Raw genomic sequence first — 22,046 nt, 5'->3', positions numbered from 1 at the left:
CCCGGCTAGCGCTCCAGCCAGATCTCGCCGATCTGGTAGAAGAGCCCGCCGTAAGCGGTGGGCCTGGCGTTTTGGACGTAGTCGTAGATGGCGAACCAGGCCTCGGGATTGACGGTGTAGATGAGGGGCACCTGCTCGGCCACGATGTCCTGGAACTCGTCGTAGTACCGCTTGCGCTCGTTGGGATCCAGGTACTTGGTGCCCTCCTCGAAGAGGTAGTCGATGCGGGCCTCCCAGTCGGTGGCCGGCCGCTCCTGGAAGGGATACCACATGTGCAGCCCGCCCGACGACGGCCAGACGTTGTTGCCGCTGGCCGGCTCGACGCCGCCGGTCAGGCCGATGATGATGGCATCCCAGTCGAAGGTCTCGGAGAGCTTGCGCACCAGCAAGTTGAAGTCGACGGGCTGGAAGTTGACCCGGATGCCGAGCCGCTCCAGGTCGGCCTTGAAGAGGGTGCCGATGGTCTCACGGGCCCGGTTGCCCGCATTGGTCAAGAGCTCGAACTCCACCACGTTGCCCTGCGGATCCCGCAACCGCCCGTCGGACCCCTTGCGATAGCCGGCCTCGGCCAGGATGGCCTGGGCCCGCTGCAGGTCGTAGGGGTACTGCTTGACGTCGGGCTTGTGGAAGAAGACGTTGGCCGCCTCGATGGGGCTCCACTGGGGCTGCGCCAGCCCACCGTAGGCCAGGTCGATGATGGACTCCTTGTCGAGGGCGTGAGCCATGGCCTGGCGGAAGGCCTTGTCGGTGAACCAGCTCAGCTTGGGCTGCGGCACGGTGTTGGGGTTCTGGTTGAAGACGATGAAGTTGGTGCCGAAAGCCGGCCCGCCGTTGATGAGCCGGAAGCCCTTCTGGTCGGCCTGCAGCTCCAGGTCCGCGACCCGGGCCAGGTTGGGGGCCAGGTAGTCGATCTCGTTATTGAGGAACTTGAGCACCTGCACGTCCTGGTTGCCGGCGATGCTGGCCTCCAGGCGCTGGATGTAGGGCAGCGGGTTGCCGTCCTGGTCCACCTGCCACCAGTTGGGGTTGCGCTCGAAGACGATCCGCTCGCCCGGCCGGTACTCCACGATCCGGTACGGACCGGTGCCCACGATCTGGCGCGGGTCGGTGTCGATGCCCCACATCTGGTTGAACCGGCCCTCGCGCCAGGCGTCGTAGAGCAGGTGCTTCGGCACGATGGGGATGCCGATGGACCGCAGGATGGGGGCGTAGACCCGCGGCAGCGTGAAGCGCACGGTGTAGTCGTCGACCTTCTCGTACGTCAGGGGCTGGCCGTCGATGGTGAGGCCGTCGACGAAGTTGTTGGGGATGTTGGGATCGTAGACGAGGTCGAAGGAGAAGATGACGTCGTCGGCGGTCAACTCCCGCCCGTCGTGCCACTGGACCCCGCGGCGCAGGTGGAAGGTGATCACCCGGTTGTCGGGGCTGATCTCCCAGCTCTTCGCGAGGGAGGGGATCACCTCCGTGGTGACGCCGTCGGCTGTGGTGAGACCCTCGAAGACCCGGTCCAGGATGTCGGTGGACGAGGTCTCCTTGGCCAGGAAGTAGTTGAAGGTCTTGGGGTCGCCCAGCACCGAGTAGCGGAAGACGCCGCCGTACTTGCCGCCCGAGACCGGACGGACCTCCGGATCGAGGGTCGTCACCCCGGCCGCGGCCGTACCCACCCACAACCCCGCGAGGACCACGACCGCCAGAGCGACCCGGGCAACTGACCAGCGCATACCGAATCGGTTCCCCCCCTCGCCGGCCATGCCGGCACTTCTTTAGGGCGAACGATTTCGGTAGGGGCTGGCCATTTCCCTTTGCCGATTGCCCGGATCCGGCCGGGGCGCGGGTGGGATCTCACCCCTCCCGGCGAGGGGGCAGGTCCTGGCGGCGGCGACGGCCCCTGTCGGGCGTCTCGGTCGGGGGGTAGACGTCGGCGTCGTCCGGATTGTCGATGCCGACCAGGGTCGCTCCCGGCTCCCGGGCGACCTCCTGGGCCGTGCGCAGCGGCCTCAGCCGGTTGGGGGCGTCGGCCGGCTTGCGCCGGCCTGGCTGTCGAGGCGCCATCGCGTTCCCGTCCCTTCGAGAGCGAGAGGCGAGCGGGAGCTCTCCCGCCCGCCTCGCTCAGTCTGCCCCCGGCGGGGCCGCCTATGCGGTCACAGCGCCTCGGAGATGGCCTTGGCCTGGGTGAACAGCAACAGGTAGTCGGGGCCGCCCGCCTTGGAGTCGGTGCCCGACATGTTGAAGCCGCCGAAGGGGTGGGCCCCCACCAGGGCGCCGGTGCACTTGCGGTTGAAGTAGAGGTTGCCGACGTGGAACTCCTCCCGGGCCCGCTCCAGCTTGGCCCGGTCCCGGGCGAAGACGGCGCCCGTCAGGCCGTACTCGGTGCCGTTGGCGATCTCGAGCGCATGGTCGAAGTCACGGGCGCGGATGACGGCCAGCACCGGCCCGAAGATCTCCTCCTGCGCGATCCGGGCCGAGGGGTCCACGTCAGCGAAAACGGTGGGCTCGATGAAGTAGCCGTGGGTCTCGGGATCTCGCGCCGACTCGCCGTAGGGCCTGCCGCCGGCCACCAGCCGCCCCTCCCGGCGGCCGATCTCGAGGTAGCTCGACACCTTGTCGAACTGGGAGCGATCCACCACCGGCCCGATCTGCGTCTCGTAGCGCGTGGGATCGCCGATGCGAAGGGCCCGGGTGCGCGCCACGACCTCCTGCAGCACCCGGTCGTAGACGCCGTCCAGCACGATGGCCCTCGAGCCGGCGGAGCACTTCTGCCCCTGGAAGCCGAAGGCCGAGGCGACGATGGCCGCGGCGGCCGCCTCCAGGTCGGCGCTGTCGTCGACGATGACGGCGTTCTTGCCGCCCATCTCGGCGATGACCCGCTTGATCCAGCGCTGCCCGGGCGCCGTGCGGGCCGCCAGCTCGTTGATGCGCAGGCCCACCTCCTTGGAGCCGGTGAAGGCGATCATCCGGGTCAGCGGGTGGCTCACCAGGTAGTCGCCGATGGCGCCGCCGCTGCCCGGCACGAAATTGAGCACGCCGTCGGGGATGCCGGCCTCCCGCAACAGCTCGACGACCTTGGCGGCGATGACGGGCGAGACGCTGGAGGGCTTGAGCACCACGGCGTTGCCCGCCACCAGGGCCGCGGAGGTCATGCCCAGGAGGATGGAGAGGGGGAAGTTCCAGGGCGGGATGACCACCACCACGCCCAGCGGGATGTAGCGCTGCTCGTTCTCCTCGCCGGGCAGGGGCGTCAGGGGCTGGGGCGTGCCCAGCCGCATCATCTCCCGGGCGTAGTACTCCAGGAAGTCGATGGCCTCGGCCGTCTCCACGTCGGCCTCGATCCAGGTCTTGCCCACCTCCAGGGCCTGCCAGGCGTCGAACTCGAATCGGCGACGTCGCAGGATGGCAGCGGCCCGCAACAGCACCCGTGCCCGGGCGTCGGGCGCGTAGCGACGCCACCGGTCGAAGGCGCGATGGGCCGCCTGAATGGCCCGCTCGGCCAGCTCCTGGTCGGCCCTGGCCACGTACCCCACCACCTGTCGCGGGCGGGCGGGGTTGACCGAGACGATGCGGGCCTCGGTCCAGACACTGTCTCCGTCGACGAAGGCGGGATACGTCTGGCCCAGCTGCGCCTCGATCCGTCGGACGGCCTCCTCCATCGCGGCCCGGACCGGGGCGGAGCCGAAATCGGCGAAGGGCTCGTTGACGAAAGAACCCACCATCGTGCATCCCCCCGGGGCACTTTCCACCCCTCCTTCTCGTCCTCCTCGCGAGCGGTTGCCTGGGCTGTCCCGGCCGCCTGGCGCATAGGTCTCGTGGGGGCACCGAGACAACCTCGCGGGGGGCCCTATGGCAAGAAGAGGCAAGGGGTGGCTGGCCGGGGCGGCGAGGGCGCTGGACCTGCCGCCCGAGGCCTTCGGCGAGACGCGCATCGAGATGGTGGGTCGTCGCCGGCTCCTCATCGAGAACCATCGAGGGCTGCTGGCCTTCTCCTCCCGCGAGGTCGTGGTCGACACCCCCAACGGGCGGGTCGCGGTGGCGGGACGGGGGTTCGTCATCGAGGCCATCCGCCCCGATCGCCTGCGCATCGCGGGGCTCATCGAGGAGGTACGCCTGGGCCAGCGGCATGGGGCTGTCTGAGCGATTGGCCGACTATGTCCGGGGCTACGTGGTCATCCGGGCCGTGGGCGAGCGCCTGCCGGCCTTCCTCAACCTGGCGTCGCGAGGCGGCGTCGAGCTGCGTCAGGTGAGCCGACCCGGCCCTCACGCCCTGGTGGCGCGGGTCCGCGCGAGCCAGTACCGGCACTTGCGCCACCCGGCCCGGCGGGCTGGCGTCCGCCTGCGGCTCGTGCGCCGGCGGGGCCTGCCCTTCGTGCTGGGCCGGCTGGCCCATCGCCCCGGTCTCGTGGCCGGCGTGGCGGTGGCGCTCGCCATCATGGGCGTCCTGCACTCCCGGATCTGGGCGGTGGAGGTGGCGGGCGTCGCCGGCGAGCAGGCCCAGCGGGTGCGGTCGACCCTGGTGGCCCTGGGCCTGCGCCCCGGTGCGGCGCGGGCGGCGGTCGACCCGAGGCGGCTGGAGCAAGGGCTGATGGAGGCCGTCCCCGAGCTGGCCTGGGTGGACGTGCGCATCCAGGGCAGCCTGGTCCGGGTGGAGGCGCGGACGCGCCGGGACGACCAGCGGCTCGCCCTGCTGCCCGGGGACGTGGTGGCGGCGTCGGACGGGCTGGTGGTACAGGTGATGGCCGCCTCCGGCTGGCCGGTGGTGCGGCCCGGTGACGTGGTGCGGCGGGGGCAGATCCTCATCAGTGGCCGCCCTCCTCTGGGGGCCCCGCCCGATGCCCGGTCCGTCCGGGCGGCCGGTGTGGTCTACGCCCGGGTCTGGGCCGAGGGCTTCGCCGAGACCGGCCTGGAGCTGACGGTGGAGCGGCCGTCGGGGCGGCAGGCGCGGGGCCTGCTCGTGACCGCCGGCCCGTGGCAGATCGGCCTCGGAGCCGTGGAGCCTCCCTTCGTCCGCTTCCGCACGGAGGTCCGACATCGCCGCCTGCCGGGGCTGCTGGCCGCGTTGCCTTTGCGATGGGATCACGTCACCCACCGGGAGATGGCGCTGGAGCGCTTCGCGGTGGACCTGGAGCAGGCGCGCCGCCTGGTGGAGGAGCGTGCCCTGGAGCAGGCCGCCTCGCACCTGGGGCCGACGCCGGAGGTCTTGACCCAGCGACTGTCGACGTGGGAGGAGCCGACGGGCGACGGGCAGGCCCTGGTGCGCAGCCGGGCGGTCATCGAGGCCATCCAGGACATCTCCGCCTTCACCCCCCACGAGGAGGCCTCCCCGGATCCCCCTGACGCGTAGCCGGGGACGTCGTGACGCCTGAGAGCGGCCCCGCAAGGGCGGACTGGCTTTCCCGGGGGCGCCGCACTATACTGGACACGAGTTCGGGGGCAAGGGGAGGCGGACGTTTGCGAGCCCTGTCAGGGAGCAAGAGCGAGGCCGGGGAGGGCCATGGGAGCCTGGTGGTGGCCCGGCCCCCTGCCGGGGCAAGGACGACCTGGCGCTGGATCAAGGAGAGGCTCGGGACCTACCGGGGGCGTCTGCCGCTGGACCGGGCGGCGCGCCTGTTGGGTCACCCGGCCGCGGTCGCCGTCTACGCCTGGGCGGTGCTGGTCATCCTCTTCCTGCCGGCGGTCACCCAGCCGACGGTCCAGCTGGCGCCCGGCCAGGTCAGCCCCGTGGACGTCAGCGCCCCCCGCACCATCGAAAACCGCTACCGCACGGCCCTCCTGCAGGAGGAGGCCGTCAAGGACGCCTTGCGCCGGGCCTCGGAGGATCCGGCCAACTACTCCATCGATCCCACCGCGGCGGTGCAGGCCGGCGACCGGGTGCGCAAGGCCCTGACCCTGTTGAAGGAGGAGCGCTCCAGCCTCTGGAGATCGGCCGGGGAGGCCCCCTCGTCGTCGGCGGCCAACGCCCGGGCCGGCGCGCTCCAGCCACGACTGCTGGACGAGGCGCGGCTGGTGCTGCCGGGGTCAGTGGTGGCCGCGGCCCTGCGCCTGCCCGACGCCGGCTTCTCGACCGTGACGCAGCAGGCGCCGGCCTTGGTGGAGCGGATCATGGGGACCGTGCGCATCGGCGCCGGCGACGTCGATGACGCCCGCCAGCGGCTGGCCCAGGAGGTGGCGGCTCTCGATGCGTCCGAGGAGGTCAAGGGCGTCGTCCAGGAGTTGGCGGCCGCCGCGCTGGTGCCCAACCTGATCCTCGACCCGGCCCGGCTGGAGCGGGTCCGCCAGGAGGCGACGCGCGGCGTCCAGCCCGTCATGGTGCTGCAGGACCAGGTCATCCTGCGCCGCGGCGACGTGGTGACCGAGGAGCACGTGCAGCTGCTGCGGGACCTGGGCATGCTGCAGCGGGGCGGCCAGCTCCTGAGCAGCCTGCTGGGCGTGGGGCTGGTGCTGGCCGCGCTGGTGGCCATCACGGCCTTCTACCTGGCCCGCTTCCACGGGGCCGTGGTGCGCTCGCGCCGCATGGCGACCATGATCGCCTCCCTGGCCCTGCTGGTGGCGGTGGCGGCCCGGGTGCTCGACGAGCTGCCGTGGAGCTTCGCCGGATACCTCACCCCGGTGGCCCTGGCCGCCATGCTGGCCACGGTGCTCCTGGATGCCCACGTGGGCATCGTGCTGGTGGCGGCGCTGTCGGTGCTGAGCGGGCTGCTGTTCGACTTCGACGCGCGTCCGGTCGCCGTGGGCTTCGTGACGGGCACCGTGGCCGTCTTCAACGTCCACCGCCTGGGGCAGCGGTCCGATCTGACCCGCACGGGCGTCGTGGCGGGCGTGGCCGGGCTGGTGGCGCTGGCGGCCCTGGGTTTGCTGCAGGCGGACGCTCGTACCGTGGCGGCCTCCTGGGCGGGGCTGGCCAACGGGCTGCTGAGCGCCGTGCTGGCGCTGGGCGTGCTGCCCTTCGTCGAGAGCCTGTTCGGCGTCGTCTCCAGCGTGCGCCTGATGGAGCTGTGCAACCCCAACCAGCCGCTGCTGCGGCGGCTGCTGTTGGAGGCGCCAGGCACCTATCACCACAGCCTGATGGTGGGCAACCTGGCCGAGACCGCCGCCGAGGCGGTGGGGGCCGACCCGGTGCTCTGCCGGGCGGGGGCGCTGTATCACGACGTCGGCAAGATCCGGCGCCCCTACTTCTTCGTGGAGAACCAGTTCGGCGACGCCAATCCCCACGATCGACTCACCCCCAGTCTCAGCACGCTCATCATCATGTCGCACGTCAAGGACGGGGTGGACCTGGCCCGCCAGGCCAGGGTGCCCGAGGTCATCGTCGAGTTCATCCGCTCGCACCACGGCACGGACCTGGTGCGCTACTTCTACCAGAAGGCCCTCAACGCGGAGGGCCCGGAGAAGGTGAAGGAGGAGGACTTCCGCTACCCAGGGCCCAAGCCGCGCAGCAAGGAGACGGCCATCGTCATGCTGGCCGACTCGGTGGAGGCGTCGGCCCGTGCGCTGGGGCATGCGACCCCGGGCCGCATCGAGGGGCTGGTGCGGCGGGTCATCCGGGAGCGGCTCCTGGACGGGCAGCTCGACGAGAGCACGCTGACGCTGCAGGAGCTCAACACCATCGCCAACGCCTTCGTGCGGGTGCTGACGGGGGTCTACCACGCCCGCATCGAGTACCCCCAGCTCGAACGCGAGGTGCAGGTGCGCCGTCATGAGAGCAAGTGAGCGCCGTCCCGAGCCGTTCGTGGTGCGAGTCCACAACCACCAGCGCGAGGTGGCCGTCTCGGGCTACCTGCGCCGCCGGCTGCTGCACCGGGCCGTGCGCGAGGTGCTGCGCCGCGAGCTGGGGCCCGAGGCGGGCCGACCGCGGGAGGTGAGCGTCGCGTTGGTGGACGAGCCTACCATCGCCGCGCTCAACCGCCGGTTCCGCGGCGTCGACGCCCCCACCGACGTCCTCTCCTTCAAGCTGGAAGACCCCGAGGAGCCGGAGCCGGACCCGGCCCCGGACCCGGCGGAGCCGCAGCTGCTCGGCGAGATCGTCATCAGCGTGCCGCGCGCGGTGGCGCAGGCCGAGGCGTACGGTCACTCCGTGGAGCGGGAGCTCGCCTACCTGGCGGTGCACGGCTGCCTGCACCTGCTCGGCTACGACCACGAGGACGAGCCCTCGCGGCAGGCCATGCGCCAGCGAGAGGAAGCGGCCCTGAGCGCATGCGGCCTCACCCGGTGAACAAGGGGCCCGTGGGACGGGCTCGCAACGTGGCCCAGAGCTTCCAGTTCGCCGGCCGGGGCCTGGTCTGGGCCTTGCGGACGCAGCGCAACCTGCGCATCCACTTCCTGCTGGCCATCCTGGTGCTGGTGCTGGCCTCGGTGGTGCAGCTGCGGCGGCAGGATCTCGCGGTGCTGGCGTTGACCATCGTGGTGGTGCTGGTGGCCGAGCTTCTCAACACCGCCATCGAGGCGGCGACGGATCTACTCTCGCCCCGCTACGACGAGATCGCCCGGACCGCCAAGGACGTCGCGGCAGGCGCCGTGCTCGTGAGCGCGGTGGGGGCGGTGGGCATCGGCGTGCTCCTCTTCTACGAGCCCCTGCTGGTGGCGCTGGCGTCGGGCGGGCGGCTGGGGACCCGGTCCGCCACTTACCTGGCATTGACGGGGCTGGGGCTGACCCTGCTGCTGGCCTGGGCGGCCAAGACGTGGCTCAACCGCCCTCCCCGGCTGGTGGGGGGCATGCCCAGCGGCCACGCGGCGGTGGCCGCGGCGCTTGCCACGGCCATCTACGCCACGAGCCCCCACCCGGGCGTGACGCTGCTGGCACTGCTGCTGGCGGGGCTGGTAGCCGAGAGCCGGGTCGAGGCGGGGCTGCACAGCGTCTGGGAGGTCGTGGCGGGGTTCGCCCTGGGCGTGGGCGTGATGGGGGCGGTCTTCGTCCTGCTGGGGTGAGCGGTCAGGCCCGGCGCAGGCGGGCGACACATCTCGGGAGGTGGGGCGAGGGTGCAACTGACAGCCGAGCAGGAGGACCGACTGGTCCGGGCGGCGTGGGAGGCGCGCCGGCACGCCTACGCGCCGTACTCGCGCTTCGCCGTCGGGGCGGCCGTGATGGCCGACGACGGCCAGGTCTTCTCGGGGTGCAACGTCGAAAACGCCGTCTACGGTGCCACCTTGTGCGCGGAGCGGGTGGCGGTGGGCCAGGCCGTGGCGTCGGGCCGCCGGCGTCTGGTGGCCGTGGCCGTGGTGGCCGAGACCTCATCCCCGACCACGCCCTGCGGTACGTGCCGCCAGGTACTGACGGAGTTCGCCCAGGACATGCCCGTCGTCATCGACAACGGGCGGCAGCGGTGGCACTTCCGGCTGGCCGAGCTGTTGCCCCAGGCGTTCGGCAGGAGCCAGCTCGACGGGCGGTGACAGGCCCGTCCCGGGCCGCGCTTCGGCGGGCAGGTATTCGGGGCGAGAGGTCTAAAAGTAGCCCAGTACGGTCGCCGCCTCGGGGCCGTCGGGGCGGGCCAGGCCGATGGGATGGCCGCACGGGACGTCCGAGTGAGGGGTCGCGCACGTGTCTTCTTCGTTGGACAAGCTCACCGAGAGCGTCGAGACGACCGGCGAGGCTGCCGCGGCCATCCGCCTGCAGCAACTGGTGCGACAGGCGCAGCAAGGCGACCGGGAGGCCCGTGAGCGGCTCATCGCCACGTACCGCCCCTTCATCATGCGGGCGGCCTCATCCGTCAGCGGCCGCTTCGTCCGCGCCGGCCAGGACGACGAGGCGTCGGTGGCCATGATGGCCTTCGACGAGGCCATCACCTCCTACCGTCAGCAAGGCGGCCGGTCCTTCTTCTCCTTCGCCGAGATGGTGATCCGGCGCCGCCTCATCGACTATTTCCGGCGCGAGTCGAGCCGGCGGCAGGAGGTGCCGCTGTCGAGCCTGGCGCTGGAGGGGGAGGACGGTGAGGCGTCGGACGACCCGCTCCTGCAGGTCGAGGCCCGCGAGGCGCACCGCCAGTTCGAGGACGAGGTTCTGGCGCGGGAGCGGCGTGAGGAGATCCAGCGCCTCGCTCACCAGCTCAGGTCCCTGGGCATCGCGTTCCAAGATCTGGTGGATCGCACGCCGCGCCACCGCGACGCCCGAGAGCGAGCCCTGGCCGTGGCACGGCTGCTGGCCGACAAGCCGGAGCTGTGCGAGCAGGTGGTGCGGCGGGGCAACCTGCCACTCAAGGAGCTGGAGGCGGTGGCGGGGGTGAGCCGCAAGACGCTGGAGCGCCAGCGAAAGTATATCATAGCGCTGGCGTTGATCCTGAGCGGCAACTACCCGCACCTGCGGGAGTACCTGATGCGCTGAGGGCGCATCGCGAGGCTCGAGGGGGATGGGCTTGAGCCGGGTGAGAGGCCTGGTCCTGGAGCGACTGGGCGAGGAGCGCGCGGTGTTGCTGACATCGGACGGGCAGTTCGTCCGGGTACGCCTGAGGGGCGGGGCCAGCCCGGGCGACGAGGCCTGGGGCGAGCCTGACGTGCGGATGTGGGAGGGCCTGCGCGCCGCGCTGGGCGGCTGGCAGCGGCGGCGGCGGTGACCGCCCTGGCCTTCGGCGCGGCCGGCGCCCTGTTTGCCGCGGTCTACCTGCGGGGCTGGGCCCGCTGGCACCGGGGCCGCCTCGCCCGGCACCATGGTCGGGGCGGTGGCCGACGCCAGCCGCGCGCCGCGGCGCCGGCGACGGTGCAGGCGACGGGTCCCAGCGCACCGGCCATCCACATCGTCGAGAGCCGGGAGGCGCCCCGGCTGTCGGTCTCGGTGGAGTGGCAGCGGCGGCCACGCTCACCCTGCGGCGACCTGAGGCTGAGGAGAGCCTGGGTCTGGCCGAGCCGTGCGCCGCGCCCTGCTGGGCGCCGGTGCCGGCGAGACGGCGCGGGGCCAGCAGCGCCGAGTCCGTCCCTGCAGGCGTGAGCGGGCCGGGCCGGCCGGCGACGGTGGACGGCTCCTCGGGGCCCGGGTGCCGGGACAGCGGCAGGGGCCAGCGCCGTGACCGTCGGTGTCACGGGCTCGGCCGCGCCACGTCCGGCGTCCGACCCCGCACGGGCGGGGCGTACGGATAGCCTTCCCCTGTTGCGGTTGCGGGCCGAGTTCTGAATGGATCCGGCCACCTTCGACTACGCGCTCCCGCCCGAGCTCATCGCGCAGTCGCCCGTCGAGCCGCGGGACAGCTCGCGCCTGTTGGTGGTGCGCCGCACCGGGGAGCGGCTGGAGCACCGCCACTTCCGGGACGTAGTGGAGTACCTGCGAGAGGGCGACGTGCTGGTCCTCAACGACACCCGCGTCATGCGGTCGCGCCTGTGGGCCCGGCGGCGGCCCCAGGGCGGGCGGGTCGAATTGCTGCTGTTGCGGCGGGTCGAGCGACGCCCGGAGGGGGCCGAGATCTGGCACGCGCTGGTCAAGCCGGGCCGGCGAGCCCCGGCGGGCCAGGAGATGGAGGCCGGCGACGGCCAGCTGCGGGTGCGGGTGCTGGAGCGTACGGCGGATGGCGGCCGGCTCGTGGAGCTGACCAGCCGGGACGGCACGGTGTCGGAGGTGCTGGCGCGTATCGGCACGGTGCCGCTACCGCCTTACATCCGCCGTCCCCTCGACGACCCGGAGCGCTACCAGACGGTGTACGCCCGGGAGGAGGGGTCGGCCGCGGCCCCGACGGCCGGGCTGCACTTCACCGCCTCACTGCTGGAACGGATCCGCCAGGTGGGCGTCGAGGTGGTGAGCCTGACGCTGCACGTGGGCGTGGGTACCTTCCGGCCGGTGCGGGCACCCGTCGTGGAGCAGCACGTCATGCACGAGGAGTTCTTCACCGTGCCGGCGGCGACGGCCGACGCCATCGCCCGGGCCCGCCAGCAGGGTGGGCGGGTCTGGGCGGTGGGCACGACGGTGGTGCGGGCTCTGGAGAGCGCGGCCGAAGAGACGGGCGACGTGCGGCCTGGATCGGCCTGGACGCGGCTGTTCATCCACCCGCCCTACCGGTTCCGGGTGGTCGACGTCTTGATCACCAACTTCCACCTGCCCCGGTCGACGCTGTTGATGCTGGTCTGTGCCTTCGGCGGCACCGAGCGCATCCTGTCCGCCTATCGGGAGGCCGTGGCCCGTCGCTACCGCTTCTACAGCCTGGGCGACGCCATGTTGATCCTGCCGTGAGCTTCGTGGTGGAGCACCGCGACGGCCGCACCCGGGGCCGGCTGGGGCGACTGGTGACCCCTCATGGCGAGGTGCCCACGCCCGTCTTCATGCCCGTCGGCACCCAGGGCTCCGTCAAGGGGCTCTCGCCCGACGAGCTGGAGGCGGCGGGGGTGCGCATGATCTTGGCCAACACCTACCATCTGATGCTGCGCCCCGGCGCCGAAGTGGTGCGTCAGGCCGGCGGGCTGCACCGATTCATGGCCTGGCCTCATCCCATCCTCACGGACAGCGGCGGCTTCCAGGCCTTCAGCCTGTCGGAGCGCCGGCGGGTCACGGAGGAGGGCATCCACTTCCGATCGCACCTCGACGGCTCGGCGTGGCTGTTGACGCCCGAGCGATCCGTGGAGGTCCAGTGGGCCCTGGGCTCCGACGTGGTGGTGGTGTTGGACGAGCTGGTGGGCTACCCGGCGTCGCGGCAAGAGGTAGAGGCCGCCGCGAGGCGAACCGCTATGTGGGGACGCCGCAGCCGGCAGGCGTTCGAACGCCAGGCGGCCGGGGACCCGGCCGGGCGAGCGCTGTTCGGCATCGTGCAAGGAGGTGTGTACCCCGACCTGCGCCGGGCGAGCCTCGAGGCCGTGCTGGCGCTGGAGCCGGACGGGATCGCCATCGGCGGTCTCAGCGTGGGCGAGCCCAAGCCGCTGATGTACGAGGTGCTGGAGGCCCTGGAGCCCCAGCTGCCCGACCACCTCCCTCGCTACGTGATGGGGGTGGGCTCCCCCGACGTGCTGGTGGAGGCGGTGGCGCGCGGGTACGATATGTTCGACTGCGTGCTGCCGACGCGCATGGCACGGCACGGCGCGGTCTGGACGTCCGAGGGGCGCCTCATCGTGCGGGACGCGCCCTACGCCCGTGACTTCGGGCCGCTGGATCCGGCGTGCGACTGCTACGCGTGCCGCCACTTTAGCCGGGCGTACATCCGCCACCTGCTCAAGGCGGGCGAGATGCTGGGGATGCGGCTTACGACCCTGCACAACGTGCGCTTCGTCGTCCGGCTCATGGAGTCCATCCGCCGGGCCATCGCCGATGACAGCTTGCCGGAGCTGCGCGCATGGATCCTGGAGCGATTCAGCCCACGAGGACAGGGAGGGGAACCCGAGACATGAACGTCGTCGCTCTGGCCGCAGCCGAACAGCAGGCGCAAGGCAGCCTTCTGACGCTGATCCTGTTCCTGGCCATCCCGTTCGTCTTCTTCTACCTGCTCATCTGGCGACCTCAGCAGCAGCAGCAGCGCCGGCGGGAGCAGATGCTCAAATCGCTCAAGCGCGGCGACCGCGTCGTGACCATCGGCGGCATCCACGGCGAGATCACGGGCATCAAGGACGACACGCTGACGCTGCGCATCGCGGAGAAGGTGGAGGTCCGGGTCAACCGCTCCGGCGTCAGCTACGTCAAAGGCAAGGAGGAGGCGTAGCCGAGCGGTGGCCGAGTCGGGCGCGGGCGAGCGAGTCACGCTCGAGCGGGTGAGGGCTCATCCCGTGGTCGGGGCCCTGGTCCGGGCCGCCAATGCCCACCTGGCGGCCCAGGGGTACACGGAGCACGGCTCTCGCCACGCGGAGCTGGTGGCGCGGGTGAGCTACAACGTGCTGGCGCACCTGGGCCGCAGCCGCCGGGAGGCGGAGCTGGCCGAGATCGCCGGCTACACCCACGACATCGGCAACGCCATCGCCCGCGAGGCCCACGGCCAGGTGGGCGCGGCCATCCTGGTGGGGATCCTGCGGGAGCTGGGGATGGATCCCGACGAGATCGCCACCGTGGCCGGGGCGGTGGGCAACCACGAGGAGGGCGTGGGCCAGCCCGTCAACGTGGTCTCGGCGGCCCTGATCCTGGCCGACAAGAGCGACGTGCACCGCACCCGGGTGCAGATACGGGATCCGGCCCGCTTCGACATCCACGACCGCGTCAACTACGCGGTGACCCGCTCCTTTCTGCGGGTGGATGCGGAGGCCAAGGTGGCGCGGCTGGAGCTGGCCGTGGACACGACCATCGTACCGTTGATGGAGTACTTCGAGATCTTCCTGACACGGATGCTCATGTGCCGGCGCGCCGCGGAGTTCCTGGGATGCCGCTTCGAGCTGGAGATGAACGGCGTCAGGCTCCTGTAAGCCCTGGCATCGCCTTTGACACCGGGCTCGGCACGAGGCTATAATCACGCTTGTGCGCGTGCGCCGGCGCAAGACGGGGAGAGGCGCACGACGAGGAGGCCGTTCGCGTGATACGGGCCAACTTGTGGCGAATCGTCCTCATCTTGGCCGTCCTGGCCGTCTCGACTCTCCTGCTGTTGACGCGTCCCATCCGCCTGGGGCTGGACCTGCGAGGCGGCACGCACGTCGTGCTGGAGGCCAAGCCCTCTGCGGGGACGGAGCGTGTCGACAACGAGACGATGGACCGGGCGCTGGCGGTCGTGGAGCGACGCGTCAATGGACTGGGCGTCACCGAGCCCATCGTCCAGCGCCAGGGCCAAGACCGCATCATCGTGGAGCTGCCCGGCATCGACAACCCCGAGCAGGCCATCGAGACCATCGGCAAGACGGCGCTGTTGGAGTTCAAGAGTCCCACCGGTGAGACCCTGCTGACCGGGGCCGATCTGGCACGGGCCAGCCTGACCCAGGATCAGTTCGGCCGTCCGGCCGTCGCCATCGAGTTCAAGCCGGAGGCTGCCCGCAAGTTCGAGGAGGCCACCTCCCGCTACGTCGGGCAGGTGCTCCCCATCCTGCTGGACGGCGAGCCCATCTCGATGCCGGTGGTGCGCACGCCCATCAGCGGAGGGCGGGCCCAGATCGAGGGCGACTTCACCATCGAGGAGGCCCGGCACCTGGTCGTGCAGCTCAACGCTGGCGCGCTCCCGGTGCCGCTCGAGGTGGCCGAGGTCCGGACGGTAGGGCCGACGTTGGGGCAGGAGTCCATCGAACGCAGCGTCCGTGCCGGCATCATCGGCGTGGCGCTGGTCTTCTTGTACATGCTGCTCTACTATCGCCTGCCGGGCGGGCTGGCCGACCTGGCGCTGGCCTCCTACGTGCTCATCCTCATGGCGACCGTCGTGGCCCTCCAGGCGACGCTGACCCTGCCGGGCATCGCGGGGGTGCTGCTGTCGGCCGGCATGGCCGTCGACGGCAACGTGCTGATCTTCGAGCGCATCCGTGAGGGCCTGCGGGAGGGCAAGCGGGTGCGGGCGGCGGTGGAGGACGGCTTCCGGGGTTCGCTGCGCACCATCCTGGACAGCAACATCACGACCCTCATCGCGGCCGCGGCGCTCTTCTACTTCGGCACCGGCCCCATCCGGGGCTTCGGGGTGACGCTGAGCCTGGGCATCCTGGTCAGCATGTTCACTGCGGTGGTGCTGACCCGGCTGTTGCTCGACCTGTACGTGGCGCGCGATCCGGAGCGGGCGGCCCGTCAACTGTTGCCGGGAGGGGCGATGTCCCGATGAGGGGGGCACGAGCGGCGGCTGCACCGGCGGGGGCGGCCGTGGACCGGCCGGCCCGGCATGTCTACGACCTCATGCGATATCGTGCGATCTACCTGATCATCGCCAGCGTGGTGATGGCGCTGGCGCTGAGCTCCCTCGTGATCCGGGGCTTCAACCTGGGGATCGACTTCACGGGGGGCACGCTGCTGGAGCGGGCGCTGCCCTCTCCTGTCACCGCCCAGGAGGTGCAGGAGGTGCTGGGGGGCGAGGCGCTGGCGGATCTGCGCCTCGGCGGCGTCAGCGTCCAGCCGCTCGATGGCGGTCGGGCCGTCTTGATCCGTACCCGCCCTCTCAGCCAGGCCGAGGTGCAGCGGATCGACGCGGCGCTGGAGGCGCGCTTCGGTGAAGTGGTGGACCGCCGCACCGAGGTGGTCGGGCCCGTCGTGGGGCGCGAGCTGGTCTCCCAGGCCCTCTTCGCGTTGCTCCTGGCGATAGGCGGCATCCTGGTATACGTCACCCTTCGTTACGAGCATCGGTTTGGCATCTCGGCCATCGTGGCCCTGTTGCACGACGCCCTGGTCGTGGCGGGGCTGTACTCTTTCCTGCAGCTCGAGGTCAACGTCTCGACCGTGGCCGTCCTGCTGACGGTGTTGGGCTACTCCGTCAACGACACCATCGTCATCTTCGATCGCATCCGGGAGCGGCTGGCGCAGTCGAGGCGCCGGCGCGACTTCGACCGCCTGGCCAACGAGGCCATCATCGAGACCCTGCCGCGCACCATCAACACATCCGGCTCCACGCTGGCCGTGGTGCTCGCCATCCTGCTCCTGGGCGGCCCCACGCTGCGGGACTTCTCGCTGGGCCTCTTCGTCGGCCTCCTGGCCGGGACGTACTCGACCGTCTTCGTCGCGGCGGCGCTGTGGGTGATGTGGAGGACGGCGGACGAGCGCCGGAGGGCGGCCCATGTGAGCGAGGCCGCCTGAGCTAGAGCGCCGGCCCCGGGAGCGGGGTGGACCCATGAGCGGGGCCGAGGGCGTGGGGGTTGGCGTCTTCGGGAGGCGGCTCCGGCACCTGCGCCGCTATCGCGAGGTGCTGGAGGTGCTGGGGCGCCACGGGTTCGCCGTGGTCGCCGACGCCGTGGGGCTGCGCCGCCCATGGCCCCGCCGGCGCCCCAGGGAGCCGGTCGTGCCGGGCCCGGTCCACCTTCGGCAGGCCCTGGAGGAGCTGGGGCCCACCTTCGTCAAGCTGGGGCAGGTGCTCAGCCTGCGGGCGGACCTGCTGCCCCGGGAGTACCTGGACGAGCTGGCTCGCCTGCAGGACCAGGTGCCGCCCCAGCCGTTTAACGCCATCCGGGCCGTCATCGAGCAGGAGCTGGGGGCGCCGCTGGAGCGCCTCTTTCGCGACGTCGACCCCGAGCCGCTGGCCTCGGCCTCGCTGGGGCAGGTGCACGGCGCCGAGCTCCCCGACGGGCGGCCCGTGGTGGTCAAGGTGCTGCGTCAGGGCGTCGAGGCCACGGTGCGCACCGACCTGGAGATCATCCAGGACCTGGCACGGCTGGCGGCCCAACGCCTCGGCCCGCTGCCCTTCGATCCCGTCGAGCTGGCCGACGAGTTTGCCCGCATCATGCGACGCGAGCTGGACTACCGCGTCGAGGCGAGGCAGATCCAGCGATTCCGGCGCAACTTCCGGGGCGACGGCCGCATCCGCATCCCCCGCGTGTATGTCGACCGGAGCAGCGCGCGCGTCCTGACCATGGAGCGTCTGCGCGGCGCGCGCATCACCGACTTCGACGCCCTGGAGCGCATGGGCGTGGACCGGCGCCGGCTGGCGCGGACCGGGGCGGAGATCTTCCTCAAGATGGTCCTGGTGGACCGCTACTTCCACGGGGATCCCCACCCCGGTAACCTCCTGGTGCTGCCCGGGGGCCAGCTGGGCCTGCTCGACTTCGGCATGGTGGCCTCGCTGCGGCCCGAGCTGACCGAGCAGATCGCCCGCACGTTCATGGCGGCGGTGCGCCAGGACCCCAGGGGCGCCGTGCGAAGCATGCGGCGGATGGGCATCGTTCCGCCCACGGCGGACCGGGCGGCGCTGGAGCGGGACCTGGAGGACCTCATCGCCCGCAACTACGGTCGCCCCATCCGGGAGCTCTCCCTGGGTGAGGTGGTGGCGGACTCGCTGGAGATGGTGGCCCGTCACCGCCTGCGCCTGCCGGGCGAGCTTCTGTTGCTGGCGCGGGCGCTGACCATCCTGGACGGCCTGGCCCGCACCCTGGACCCCGGCTTCAACGCCCTGGAGGTGGCGGTGCCCTTCGCCCGGAGGCTCTGGCTGCGTCGCCTGCGACCGGGCTCGCACCTGGCCGCGGCGGTGGACGACGTGCAGGAGCTCGTCGAGGTGACCCGTACCCTCCCGGAGAGGGTCGACCGCCTCCTCGAGCAGTTGGAAGCCGGGCGGCTGACGCTGGGCCTGCGGCTGGGCCAGGAGACGCATCCCGCCCTGAGACGGGCCGAGCGGGCCGCCAACCGGCTCGCGCTGGCGGTGCTGGCCGCCGGACTGGCCGTGGCCGGCGGGGTGATGTGGGGGCAGCCGTCGCCGAAGCTGCTGGGTGTACCCGTCCTGGCGGCGGGGGCGGTGACGGCCTCCATGTTGGCCGCGGCTGTGCTGGTCTGGGCCATCTGGCGATCGGGACGGCTGTGAAGGAGCGAGTAGCCGTGACAGTGCTGGCAGTCGCATCGGTGCTGGTGATCCTGGTGGTGGCCGCCTTCGCCCTGCAAAACCCCCAGGGCGTGACGGTCAGCTTCCTGGCCTGGACCTGGCAGACGGACGTGGGGCGGCTCTCGGTGATCGCGGCCGCCCTGGGAGCGGCCGCCGTCTTGCTCCTGGTCGGCGCCGACGACCTGCGGCTGAGGCTGCGGAGCCGTCAGCTGGCACGCCAGATCCGGCGGCTGGAGGTGCGCCTGGCCGGGCTCGAGGCGGAGCGGGACCGCCTCGCGAGCCGGCTCGACCACCAGGGGACCCAAGAGGAGGGGCCGGGCCGTGAGGATGCGCCGGCATCGTCGGAGGCTGGTCCGGCGCCGCCGGCAGGCAGCCTGGCCGATGCCGAGGGGTCCGGCCGTTGAGGCCGTCGGGGCGGCGCGAGGCGGATGGCTGAGGTCGGCGCGGCGGCCTCGTGGCACGCTCCCAGTCCGGACCCCGTCCGGGCTCGGCGGCTCGCGAGCCGGCTGGGTCTGCACCCCCTGGTGGGTCAGCTCCTGCTCAACCGCGGGATGGGGGACGTCTCGGCCGCCCGCGAGTTCCTGGCGCCGGCTCACGGGGCGTCGGCCCCGTGGCGGCTGCCGGGCGTCAAGGCCGCGGCCTGGCGCATGCTGCAGGGCGTGCGGCGCCGGGAGCCCATCGTGGTCTACGGCGACTACGACGCCGACGGGCAGACGGCCACGGCCATCCTCGTGCGCGCCCTGCGCCGCCTCGGCGCAGAGGTGCGGCCCTTCATCCCGCACCGTCTCTCCCAGGGTTACGGGCTGCACGAGGACGTGTTGGTGGAGATGGCCGGGCGGGGCGTCCGCCTGGTCGTAGCGGTCGACTGCGGCCTGACGGCCATGTCGGCCATCCGGCAGGCCTCCCGGCACGGCCTGGACGTGGTGGTGGTCGACCATCACGAGCCGGGGCCTCGACTGCCCCCGGCCGCCGCGGTGGTGGCGGCCCACCGGATGACCGGCCTGCCCGGCGGCGAGGAGATGGCCGCGGCCGGTCTCGCCTATCACACGGCCATGGCCCTGCTGGCCTTCGCCGACCGCCCGGGCGACCCCGAGGTGGACGAGCTGGTCCAGCTCGCGGCCATCGGCACCGTGGCCGACGTCGTGAGCCTCACCGGCGAAAACCGTCGCCTGGTGCGGGAGGGGCTGCAGCGGCTACGCGCCCGGCCGCTGCCGGGTCTGCAGGCCCTGGCCTCGGTGGCCGGCATCTCGACGGCGGAGGTCGATGCTTACCACATCGCCTTCATCCTGGCGCCGCGGCTCAACGCGGCGGGTCGCGTCGACGATCCCTCGGTAGGGTTGGCGCTGCTGCTGGCGCGATCGCCCGAGGAGGCCGCCGAGCCCGCCCAGCGGCTGGACGCCGCCAACCGCGCCCGGCAGGAGATGGAGCGGCGCATCCTGGAGCAGGCCGTGGCGGAGGCCGAGCGCCAGGTGGAGGCCGGCGACCCTCCCGTGGTGGTGGTGGCCGGCGAGGGCTGGCACCCGGGCGTCGTCGGCGTGGTGGCCTCCCGGCTGGTGGAGCGCTTCGCGCGTCCCGCGGTGGTGATCGCCCTGGAGGGGGAGGAGGCCCGGGGATCGGCTCGCAGCGTCCCCGATGTCAACCTCTACGAGGCCATGGCCGCGTGCGGGCCGCTCTTCGTCAAGTTCGGCGGACACCCCATGGCGGCGGGTTTCTCCATGGCGAGCCAGGATGTCCCGGCCCTGCGGGAGCGCCTGGTCGAGGCGGTGGGGGCCCGCTGGAGGGGGCCGTACGCCAGCCGCGTCGATCTGGATGCGTGGGTCTCCCTGGCCGATGTGGGGCCGGAGCTGGCCGATCAGCTGGCGATGCTGGAGCCCCATGGCGAGGGTAACCCCCGGCCCGCGCTGGGTGCCGCGGCCCTGCTCCCGCTGGAGGCGCGCCCCGTGGGCCAGGACGGCCGGCACCTGCGTCTGGTGGTGCGGGAGCCGGAGACGGGGGTGGAGGCCGGCGTCATCGCCTTCGGCCGGGCCCAGGAGTGGCTGCCGGTGGTGGAGCGGGCACGCGAGGCGGGGCGCGGGATCGACGTCGCCTTCGTACCACGCCGGGGGCGATGGGGCGAGCTCGAGATGCGGGCCCTGGCCATCCGAGAGTCGGACGGCGCCGTGCCGCGCATCGTGTGGGCGTGGGCCGCCCCCGTCGCGGTGGGGGGTGGCAGGGCCCCTGCGGTGTGCGGCCCTGCCGACGTCTCGGCCGTCGCGAAGGCCGTGGTGGGCGCCCGGGCGGCAGGGGAGCGCCGCGGCCCGGTGGCGCCGCCGGTCGTGGAGGATCGTCGGGGCCTGGCCGACGAGGTCCCGCACGGCGCGTGGGGCGAGTGGAGCCCGCAAGGCACGCCGGTGGCGAGCCTCACCGGTGCAGCCGGCGCCACGCCGGTGGTGGTGGCCGTGGGCGACGGGCAAGCGGCCCTGCGGCTGTGCACGGCGGGCTGGCGGCACGCTCCCCACCTGGCGGGTCGGGTGGCATGGGCGGGCCGGCCCGAGGAGATCCCCGCTCCCGCCGGCCTCCTGGGTGATGGTGCCGCCGTGCTGATCACCTGGACGCCCGCGGTGTTGGCGAGCTTGCCGGGGCCCGTCGAACTCTGGGTGTGGGAGCTGCCCGACTCGCCGTGGGCCTGGGCCCGTCTCGTCTCGTCGGGCGCCGTGCGGCGGCTGGTGCTGGCCTACGGTGAGCGGCAGCGCCAGCGCGCCGAGGAGCGGTGGCTGGCCCCGCTGCCCGACCTCGAGACGCTGCGTCACCTCTACCGGCTGCTGACCGCTCAGGCCAGCGTGGCCGGTCCCGACCTGCCGGAGGACCCCGGCCAGCTCGCGAGCTCCCTGGGGGTGCTGGACCCCCGCAGCCGTCCGCGTCTGTCGGCCGCGCTGGTCGCCAACGCGATCGCGGTCTTCGAGGAGTTGGGGGTGGTCGAGCGGGCCGCCGGCGGGCGCGGATGGCGGTGGAAGGGGGTGAGAGCGGGCGTAAAGCTCGACCTGACGCGGTCCGCTCGCTATAATGAGTTCATCGAGGCCCGTCGCCTCTGGCAACAGGCGCTCGAGGGGGCTTTCTCGGAGGCGGCGACGATCTGGTGGCAGGACGGGGCCGCCACGGCCCCGGGACGCTCCGCCTGACCGGCCACCCGTGGTCTGCGGGTCTTGAGGAAAAGAGGTCTGGACGCACGCATGGACTTGAAAGCGCTCATTCGGGAGATCCCCGACTTCCCCCGACCGGGTGTCAGCTTCAAGGACATCACGACCGTCATGCGAGACCCGGCCGCCCTGGCCTACATCATCCGCTCGATGGCCCGCCGCTTCCGGGACGAGCGGATCGAGATGGTGGTGGGCGTGGAGTCCCGCGGCTTCGCCCTGGGCTCGCCGTTGGCCTACGAGCTGGGCGCCGGCTTCGTCTTGATCCGCAAGCCGGGCAAGCTGCCGGCGGACAAGATCCGCGTCGAGTACGAGCTGGAGTACGGGATGGACGCCCTGGAGATCCACAAGGACGCGCTGGCGCCCGGTCAGCGCGTGCTGATGGTGGACGATCTCCTGGCGACGGGCGGCACCATGGGGGCAGCGGCTCGGCTGGTCCAGCAGCTGGGGGCCCAGATCGTCGGTTTCGCCTTCCTCATCGAGCTCGCCTACCTGGGAGGACGTCAGCGCCTGGAGGCCATGGGCTTCGACTCGGATCGCATCCTGGCGCTGGTGCGCTACGATTCATAGGGGAGGT

22 protein-coding genes are annotated in these 22,046 nt (G+C 72.2%); 19 read left to right on the top strand and 3 right to left on the bottom strand.

Features of this window, described 5'->3' with window-relative positions; genetic code table 11:
• Window positions 1–5: 5 nt before the first annotated feature.
• The 3 genes from VLY81_RS08610 to pruA all read right to left on the bottom strand — a co-directional run bounded on the left by VLY81_RS08610 (window position 6) and on the right by pruA (window position 3,710).
• On the bottom strand, window positions 6–1,721 hold the full coding sequence (locus tag VLY81_RS08610; protein WP_324667757.1) for an ABC transporter substrate-binding protein: 1,716 nt from the start codon (window positions 1,719–1,721) through the stop codon (window positions 6–8).
• Between the two features lie 121 nt (window positions 1,722–1,842).
• A complete protein-coding gene (locus tag VLY81_RS08605) occupies window positions 1,843–2,052 on the bottom strand; it encodes a hypothetical protein (RefSeq protein WP_324667756.1) in 210 nt (69 codons plus the stop codon).
• Between the two features lie 89 nt (window positions 2,053–2,141).
• Window positions 2,142–3,710, bottom strand: a complete 1,569-nt coding sequence (gene pruA / locus VLY81_RS08600; RefSeq protein WP_324667755.1) for an L-glutamate gamma-semialdehyde dehydrogenase — start codon at window positions 3,708–3,710, stop codon at window positions 2,142–2,144.
• A gap of 127 nt (window positions 3,711–3,837) precedes the next feature.
• On the opposite strand from pruA, the gene VLY81_RS08595 reads away from it, so the two are divergent.
• From VLY81_RS08595 to VLY81_RS08505, 19 genes are all read left to right on the top strand, one after another.
• On the top strand, window positions 3,838–4,128 hold the full coding sequence (locus VLY81_RS08595; protein WP_324667754.1) for a YabP/YqfC family sporulation protein: 291 nt from the start codon (window positions 3,838–3,840) through the stop codon (window positions 4,126–4,128).
• Window positions 4,115–5,335, top strand: a complete 1,221-nt coding sequence (locus VLY81_RS08590; RefSeq protein WP_324667753.1) for a sporulation protein YqfD — start codon at window positions 4,115–4,117, stop codon at window positions 5,333–5,335. Before VLY81_RS08595 ends, VLY81_RS08590 begins: the two co-directional genes overlap by 14 nt.
• Window positions 5,336–5,442: 107 nt before the next feature.
• On the top strand, window positions 5,443–7,701 hold the full coding sequence (locus tag VLY81_RS08585) for an HD family phosphohydrolase (protein ID WP_324667752.1): 2,259 nt from the start codon (window positions 5,443–5,445) through the stop codon (window positions 7,699–7,701).
• Entirely contained in the window at window positions 7,688–8,203 is a 516-nt protein-coding gene (gene ybeY, locus VLY81_RS08580; protein ID WP_324667751.1) for an rRNA maturation RNase YbeY, read from the top strand. The genes VLY81_RS08585 and ybeY overlap by 14 nt, the downstream gene beginning before the upstream one ends.
• Window positions 8,200–8,916: a diacylglycerol kinase gene (locus tag VLY81_RS08575; protein ID WP_324667750.1), complete on the top strand. Its 717-nt coding sequence runs from the start codon at window positions 8,200–8,202 to the stop codon at window positions 8,914–8,916. Before ybeY ends, VLY81_RS08575 begins: the two co-directional genes overlap by 4 nt.
• A 51-nt stretch (window positions 8,917–8,967) precedes the next feature.
• Window positions 8,968–9,378: a cytidine deaminase gene (locus VLY81_RS08570; RefSeq protein WP_405001234.1), complete on the top strand. Its 411-nt coding sequence runs from the start codon at window positions 8,968–8,970 to the stop codon at window positions 9,376–9,378.
• Window positions 9,379–9,526: 148 nt separating this feature from the next.
• Window positions 9,527–10,306 carry an RNA polymerase sigma-I factor gene (gene sigI, locus VLY81_RS08565; protein WP_324667749.1) on the top strand — a complete coding sequence of 260 codons (780 nt, stop codon included), beginning with the start codon at window positions 9,527–9,529 and terminating at the stop codon, window positions 10,304–10,306.
• Window positions 10,307–10,346: 40 nt separating this feature from the next.
• The gene (locus tag VLY81_RS08560) at window positions 10,347–10,535 is read left to right on the top strand and encodes an anti-sigma factor domain-containing protein (RefSeq protein WP_324667748.1); all 189 of its coding nucleotides are present in this window, start codon (window positions 10,347–10,349) and stop codon (window positions 10,533–10,535) included.
• Window positions 10,532–10,906, top strand: a complete 375-nt coding sequence (locus VLY81_RS08555; protein WP_324667747.1) for a hypothetical protein — start codon at window positions 10,532–10,534, stop codon at window positions 10,904–10,906. Before VLY81_RS08560 ends, VLY81_RS08555 begins: the two co-directional genes overlap by 4 nt.
• A 183-nt stretch (window positions 10,907–11,089) precedes the next feature.
• Window positions 11,090–12,136, top strand: a complete 1,047-nt coding sequence (gene queA / locus VLY81_RS08550) for a tRNA preQ1(34) S-adenosylmethionine ribosyltransferase-isomerase QueA (protein ID WP_324667746.1) — start codon at window positions 11,090–11,092, stop codon at window positions 12,134–12,136.
• A complete protein-coding gene (gene tgt / locus VLY81_RS08545) occupies window positions 12,133–13,281 on the top strand; it encodes a tRNA guanosine(34) transglycosylase Tgt (protein WP_324667745.1) in 1,149 nt (382 codons plus the stop codon). The genes queA and tgt overlap by 4 nt, the downstream gene beginning before the upstream one ends.
• Window positions 13,278–13,589, top strand: coding sequence for a preprotein translocase subunit YajC (yajC, locus tag VLY81_RS08540; protein WP_324667744.1), 312 nt, complete (start codon window positions 13,278–13,280; stop codon window positions 13,587–13,589). Before tgt ends, yajC begins: the two co-directional genes overlap by 4 nt.
• A 7-nt stretch (window positions 13,590–13,596) precedes the next feature.
• Window positions 13,597–14,280: an HD domain-containing protein gene (locus tag VLY81_RS08535; RefSeq protein ID WP_324667743.1), complete on the top strand. Its 684-nt coding sequence runs from the start codon at window positions 13,597–13,599 to the stop codon at window positions 14,278–14,280.
• Window positions 14,281–14,387: 107 nt separating this feature from the next.
• On the top strand, window positions 14,388–15,605 hold the full coding sequence (secD, locus tag VLY81_RS08530) for a protein translocase subunit SecD (protein WP_324667742.1): 1,218 nt from the start codon (window positions 14,388–14,390) through the stop codon (window positions 15,603–15,605).
• Window positions 15,602–16,567 (top strand): protein translocase subunit SecF, encoded by a 966-nt coding sequence (secF, locus tag VLY81_RS08525; RefSeq protein ID WP_324667741.1) that lies wholly within the window; start codon window positions 15,602–15,604, stop codon window positions 16,565–16,567. The genes secD and secF overlap by 4 nt, the downstream gene beginning before the upstream one ends.
• 34 nt (window positions 16,568–16,601) lie before the next feature.
• On the top strand, window positions 16,602–18,278 hold the full coding sequence (locus VLY81_RS08520; RefSeq protein WP_324667740.1) for an ABC1 kinase family protein: 1,677 nt from the start codon (window positions 16,602–16,604) through the stop codon (window positions 18,276–18,278).
• A gap of 14 nt (window positions 18,279–18,292) precedes the next feature.
• The gene (locus tag VLY81_RS08515) at window positions 18,293–18,700 is read left to right on the top strand and encodes a lipopolysaccharide assembly protein LapA domain-containing protein (RefSeq protein WP_324667739.1); all 408 of its coding nucleotides are present in this window, start codon (window positions 18,293–18,295) and stop codon (window positions 18,698–18,700) included.
• 24 nt (window positions 18,701–18,724) lie between these two features.
• Entirely contained in the window at window positions 18,725–21,454 is a 2,730-nt protein-coding gene (gene recJ / locus VLY81_RS08510) for a single-stranded-DNA-specific exonuclease RecJ (protein WP_324667738.1), read from the top strand.
• A 51-nt stretch (window positions 21,455–21,505) separates the two neighbouring features.
• Window positions 21,506–22,039 carry an adenine phosphoribosyltransferase gene (locus tag VLY81_RS08505; RefSeq protein ID WP_324667737.1) on the top strand — a complete coding sequence of 178 codons (534 nt, stop codon included), beginning with the start codon at window positions 21,506–21,508 and terminating at the stop codon, window positions 22,037–22,039.
• The last annotated feature ends 7 nt before the right edge of the window (window positions 22,040–22,046 follow it).

The sequence above is a fragment of the Limnochorda sp. LNt genome, from assembly GCF_035593265.1.
In the GTDB taxonomy this organism is placed as follows: Bacteria; Bacillota; Limnochordia; order Limnochordales; family Geochordaceae; genus Geochorda; species Geochorda subterranea.
Note: the sequence above shows the minus strand (reverse complement) of the source record. Positions and strands in the feature narration are given on the sequence as shown.

Coding starts and splice junctions, on each gene's coding strand:
- VLY81_RS08610 (WP_324667757.1), bottom strand. CDS start 1,721: ATGCGCTGGTCAGTTGCCCGGGTCGCTCTGGCGGTCGTGGTCCTCGCG.
- VLY81_RS08605 (WP_324667756.1), bottom strand. CDS start 2,052: ATGGCGCCTCGACAGCCAGGCCGGCGCAAGCCGGCCGACGCCCCCAAC.
- pruA (WP_324667755.1), bottom strand. CDS start 3,710: ATGGTGGGTTCTTTCGTCAACGAGCCCTTCGCCGATTTCGGCTCCGCC.
- VLY81_RS08595 (WP_324667754.1), top strand. CDS start 3,838: ATGGCAAGAAGAGGCAAGGGGTGGCTGGCCGGGGCGGCGAGGGCGCTG.
- VLY81_RS08590 (WP_324667753.1), top strand. CDS start 4,115: ATGGGGCTGTCTGAGCGATTGGCCGACTATGTCCGGGGCTACGTGGTC.
- ybeY (WP_324667751.1), top strand. CDS start 7,688: ATGAGAGCAAGTGAGCGCCGTCCCGAGCCGTTCGTGGTGCGAGTCCAC.
- queA (WP_324667746.1), top strand. CDS start 11,090: ATGGATCCGGCCACCTTCGACTACGCGCTCCCGCCCGAGCTCATCGCG.
- yajC (WP_324667744.1), top strand. CDS start 13,278: ATGAACGTCGTCGCTCTGGCCGCAGCCGAACAGCAGGCGCAAGGCAGC.
- secF (WP_324667741.1), top strand. CDS start 15,602: ATGAGGGGGGCACGAGCGGCGGCTGCACCGGCGGGGGCGGCCGTGGAC.
- VLY81_RS08520 (WP_324667740.1), top strand. CDS start 16,602: ATGAGCGGGGCCGAGGGCGTGGGGGTTGGCGTCTTCGGGAGGCGGCTC.
- recJ (WP_324667738.1), top strand. CDS start 18,725: ATGGCTGAGGTCGGCGCGGCGGCCTCGTGGCACGCTCCCAGTCCGGAC.
- VLY81_RS08505 (WP_324667737.1), top strand. CDS start 21,506: ATGGACTTGAAAGCGCTCATTCGGGAGATCCCCGACTTCCCCCGACCG.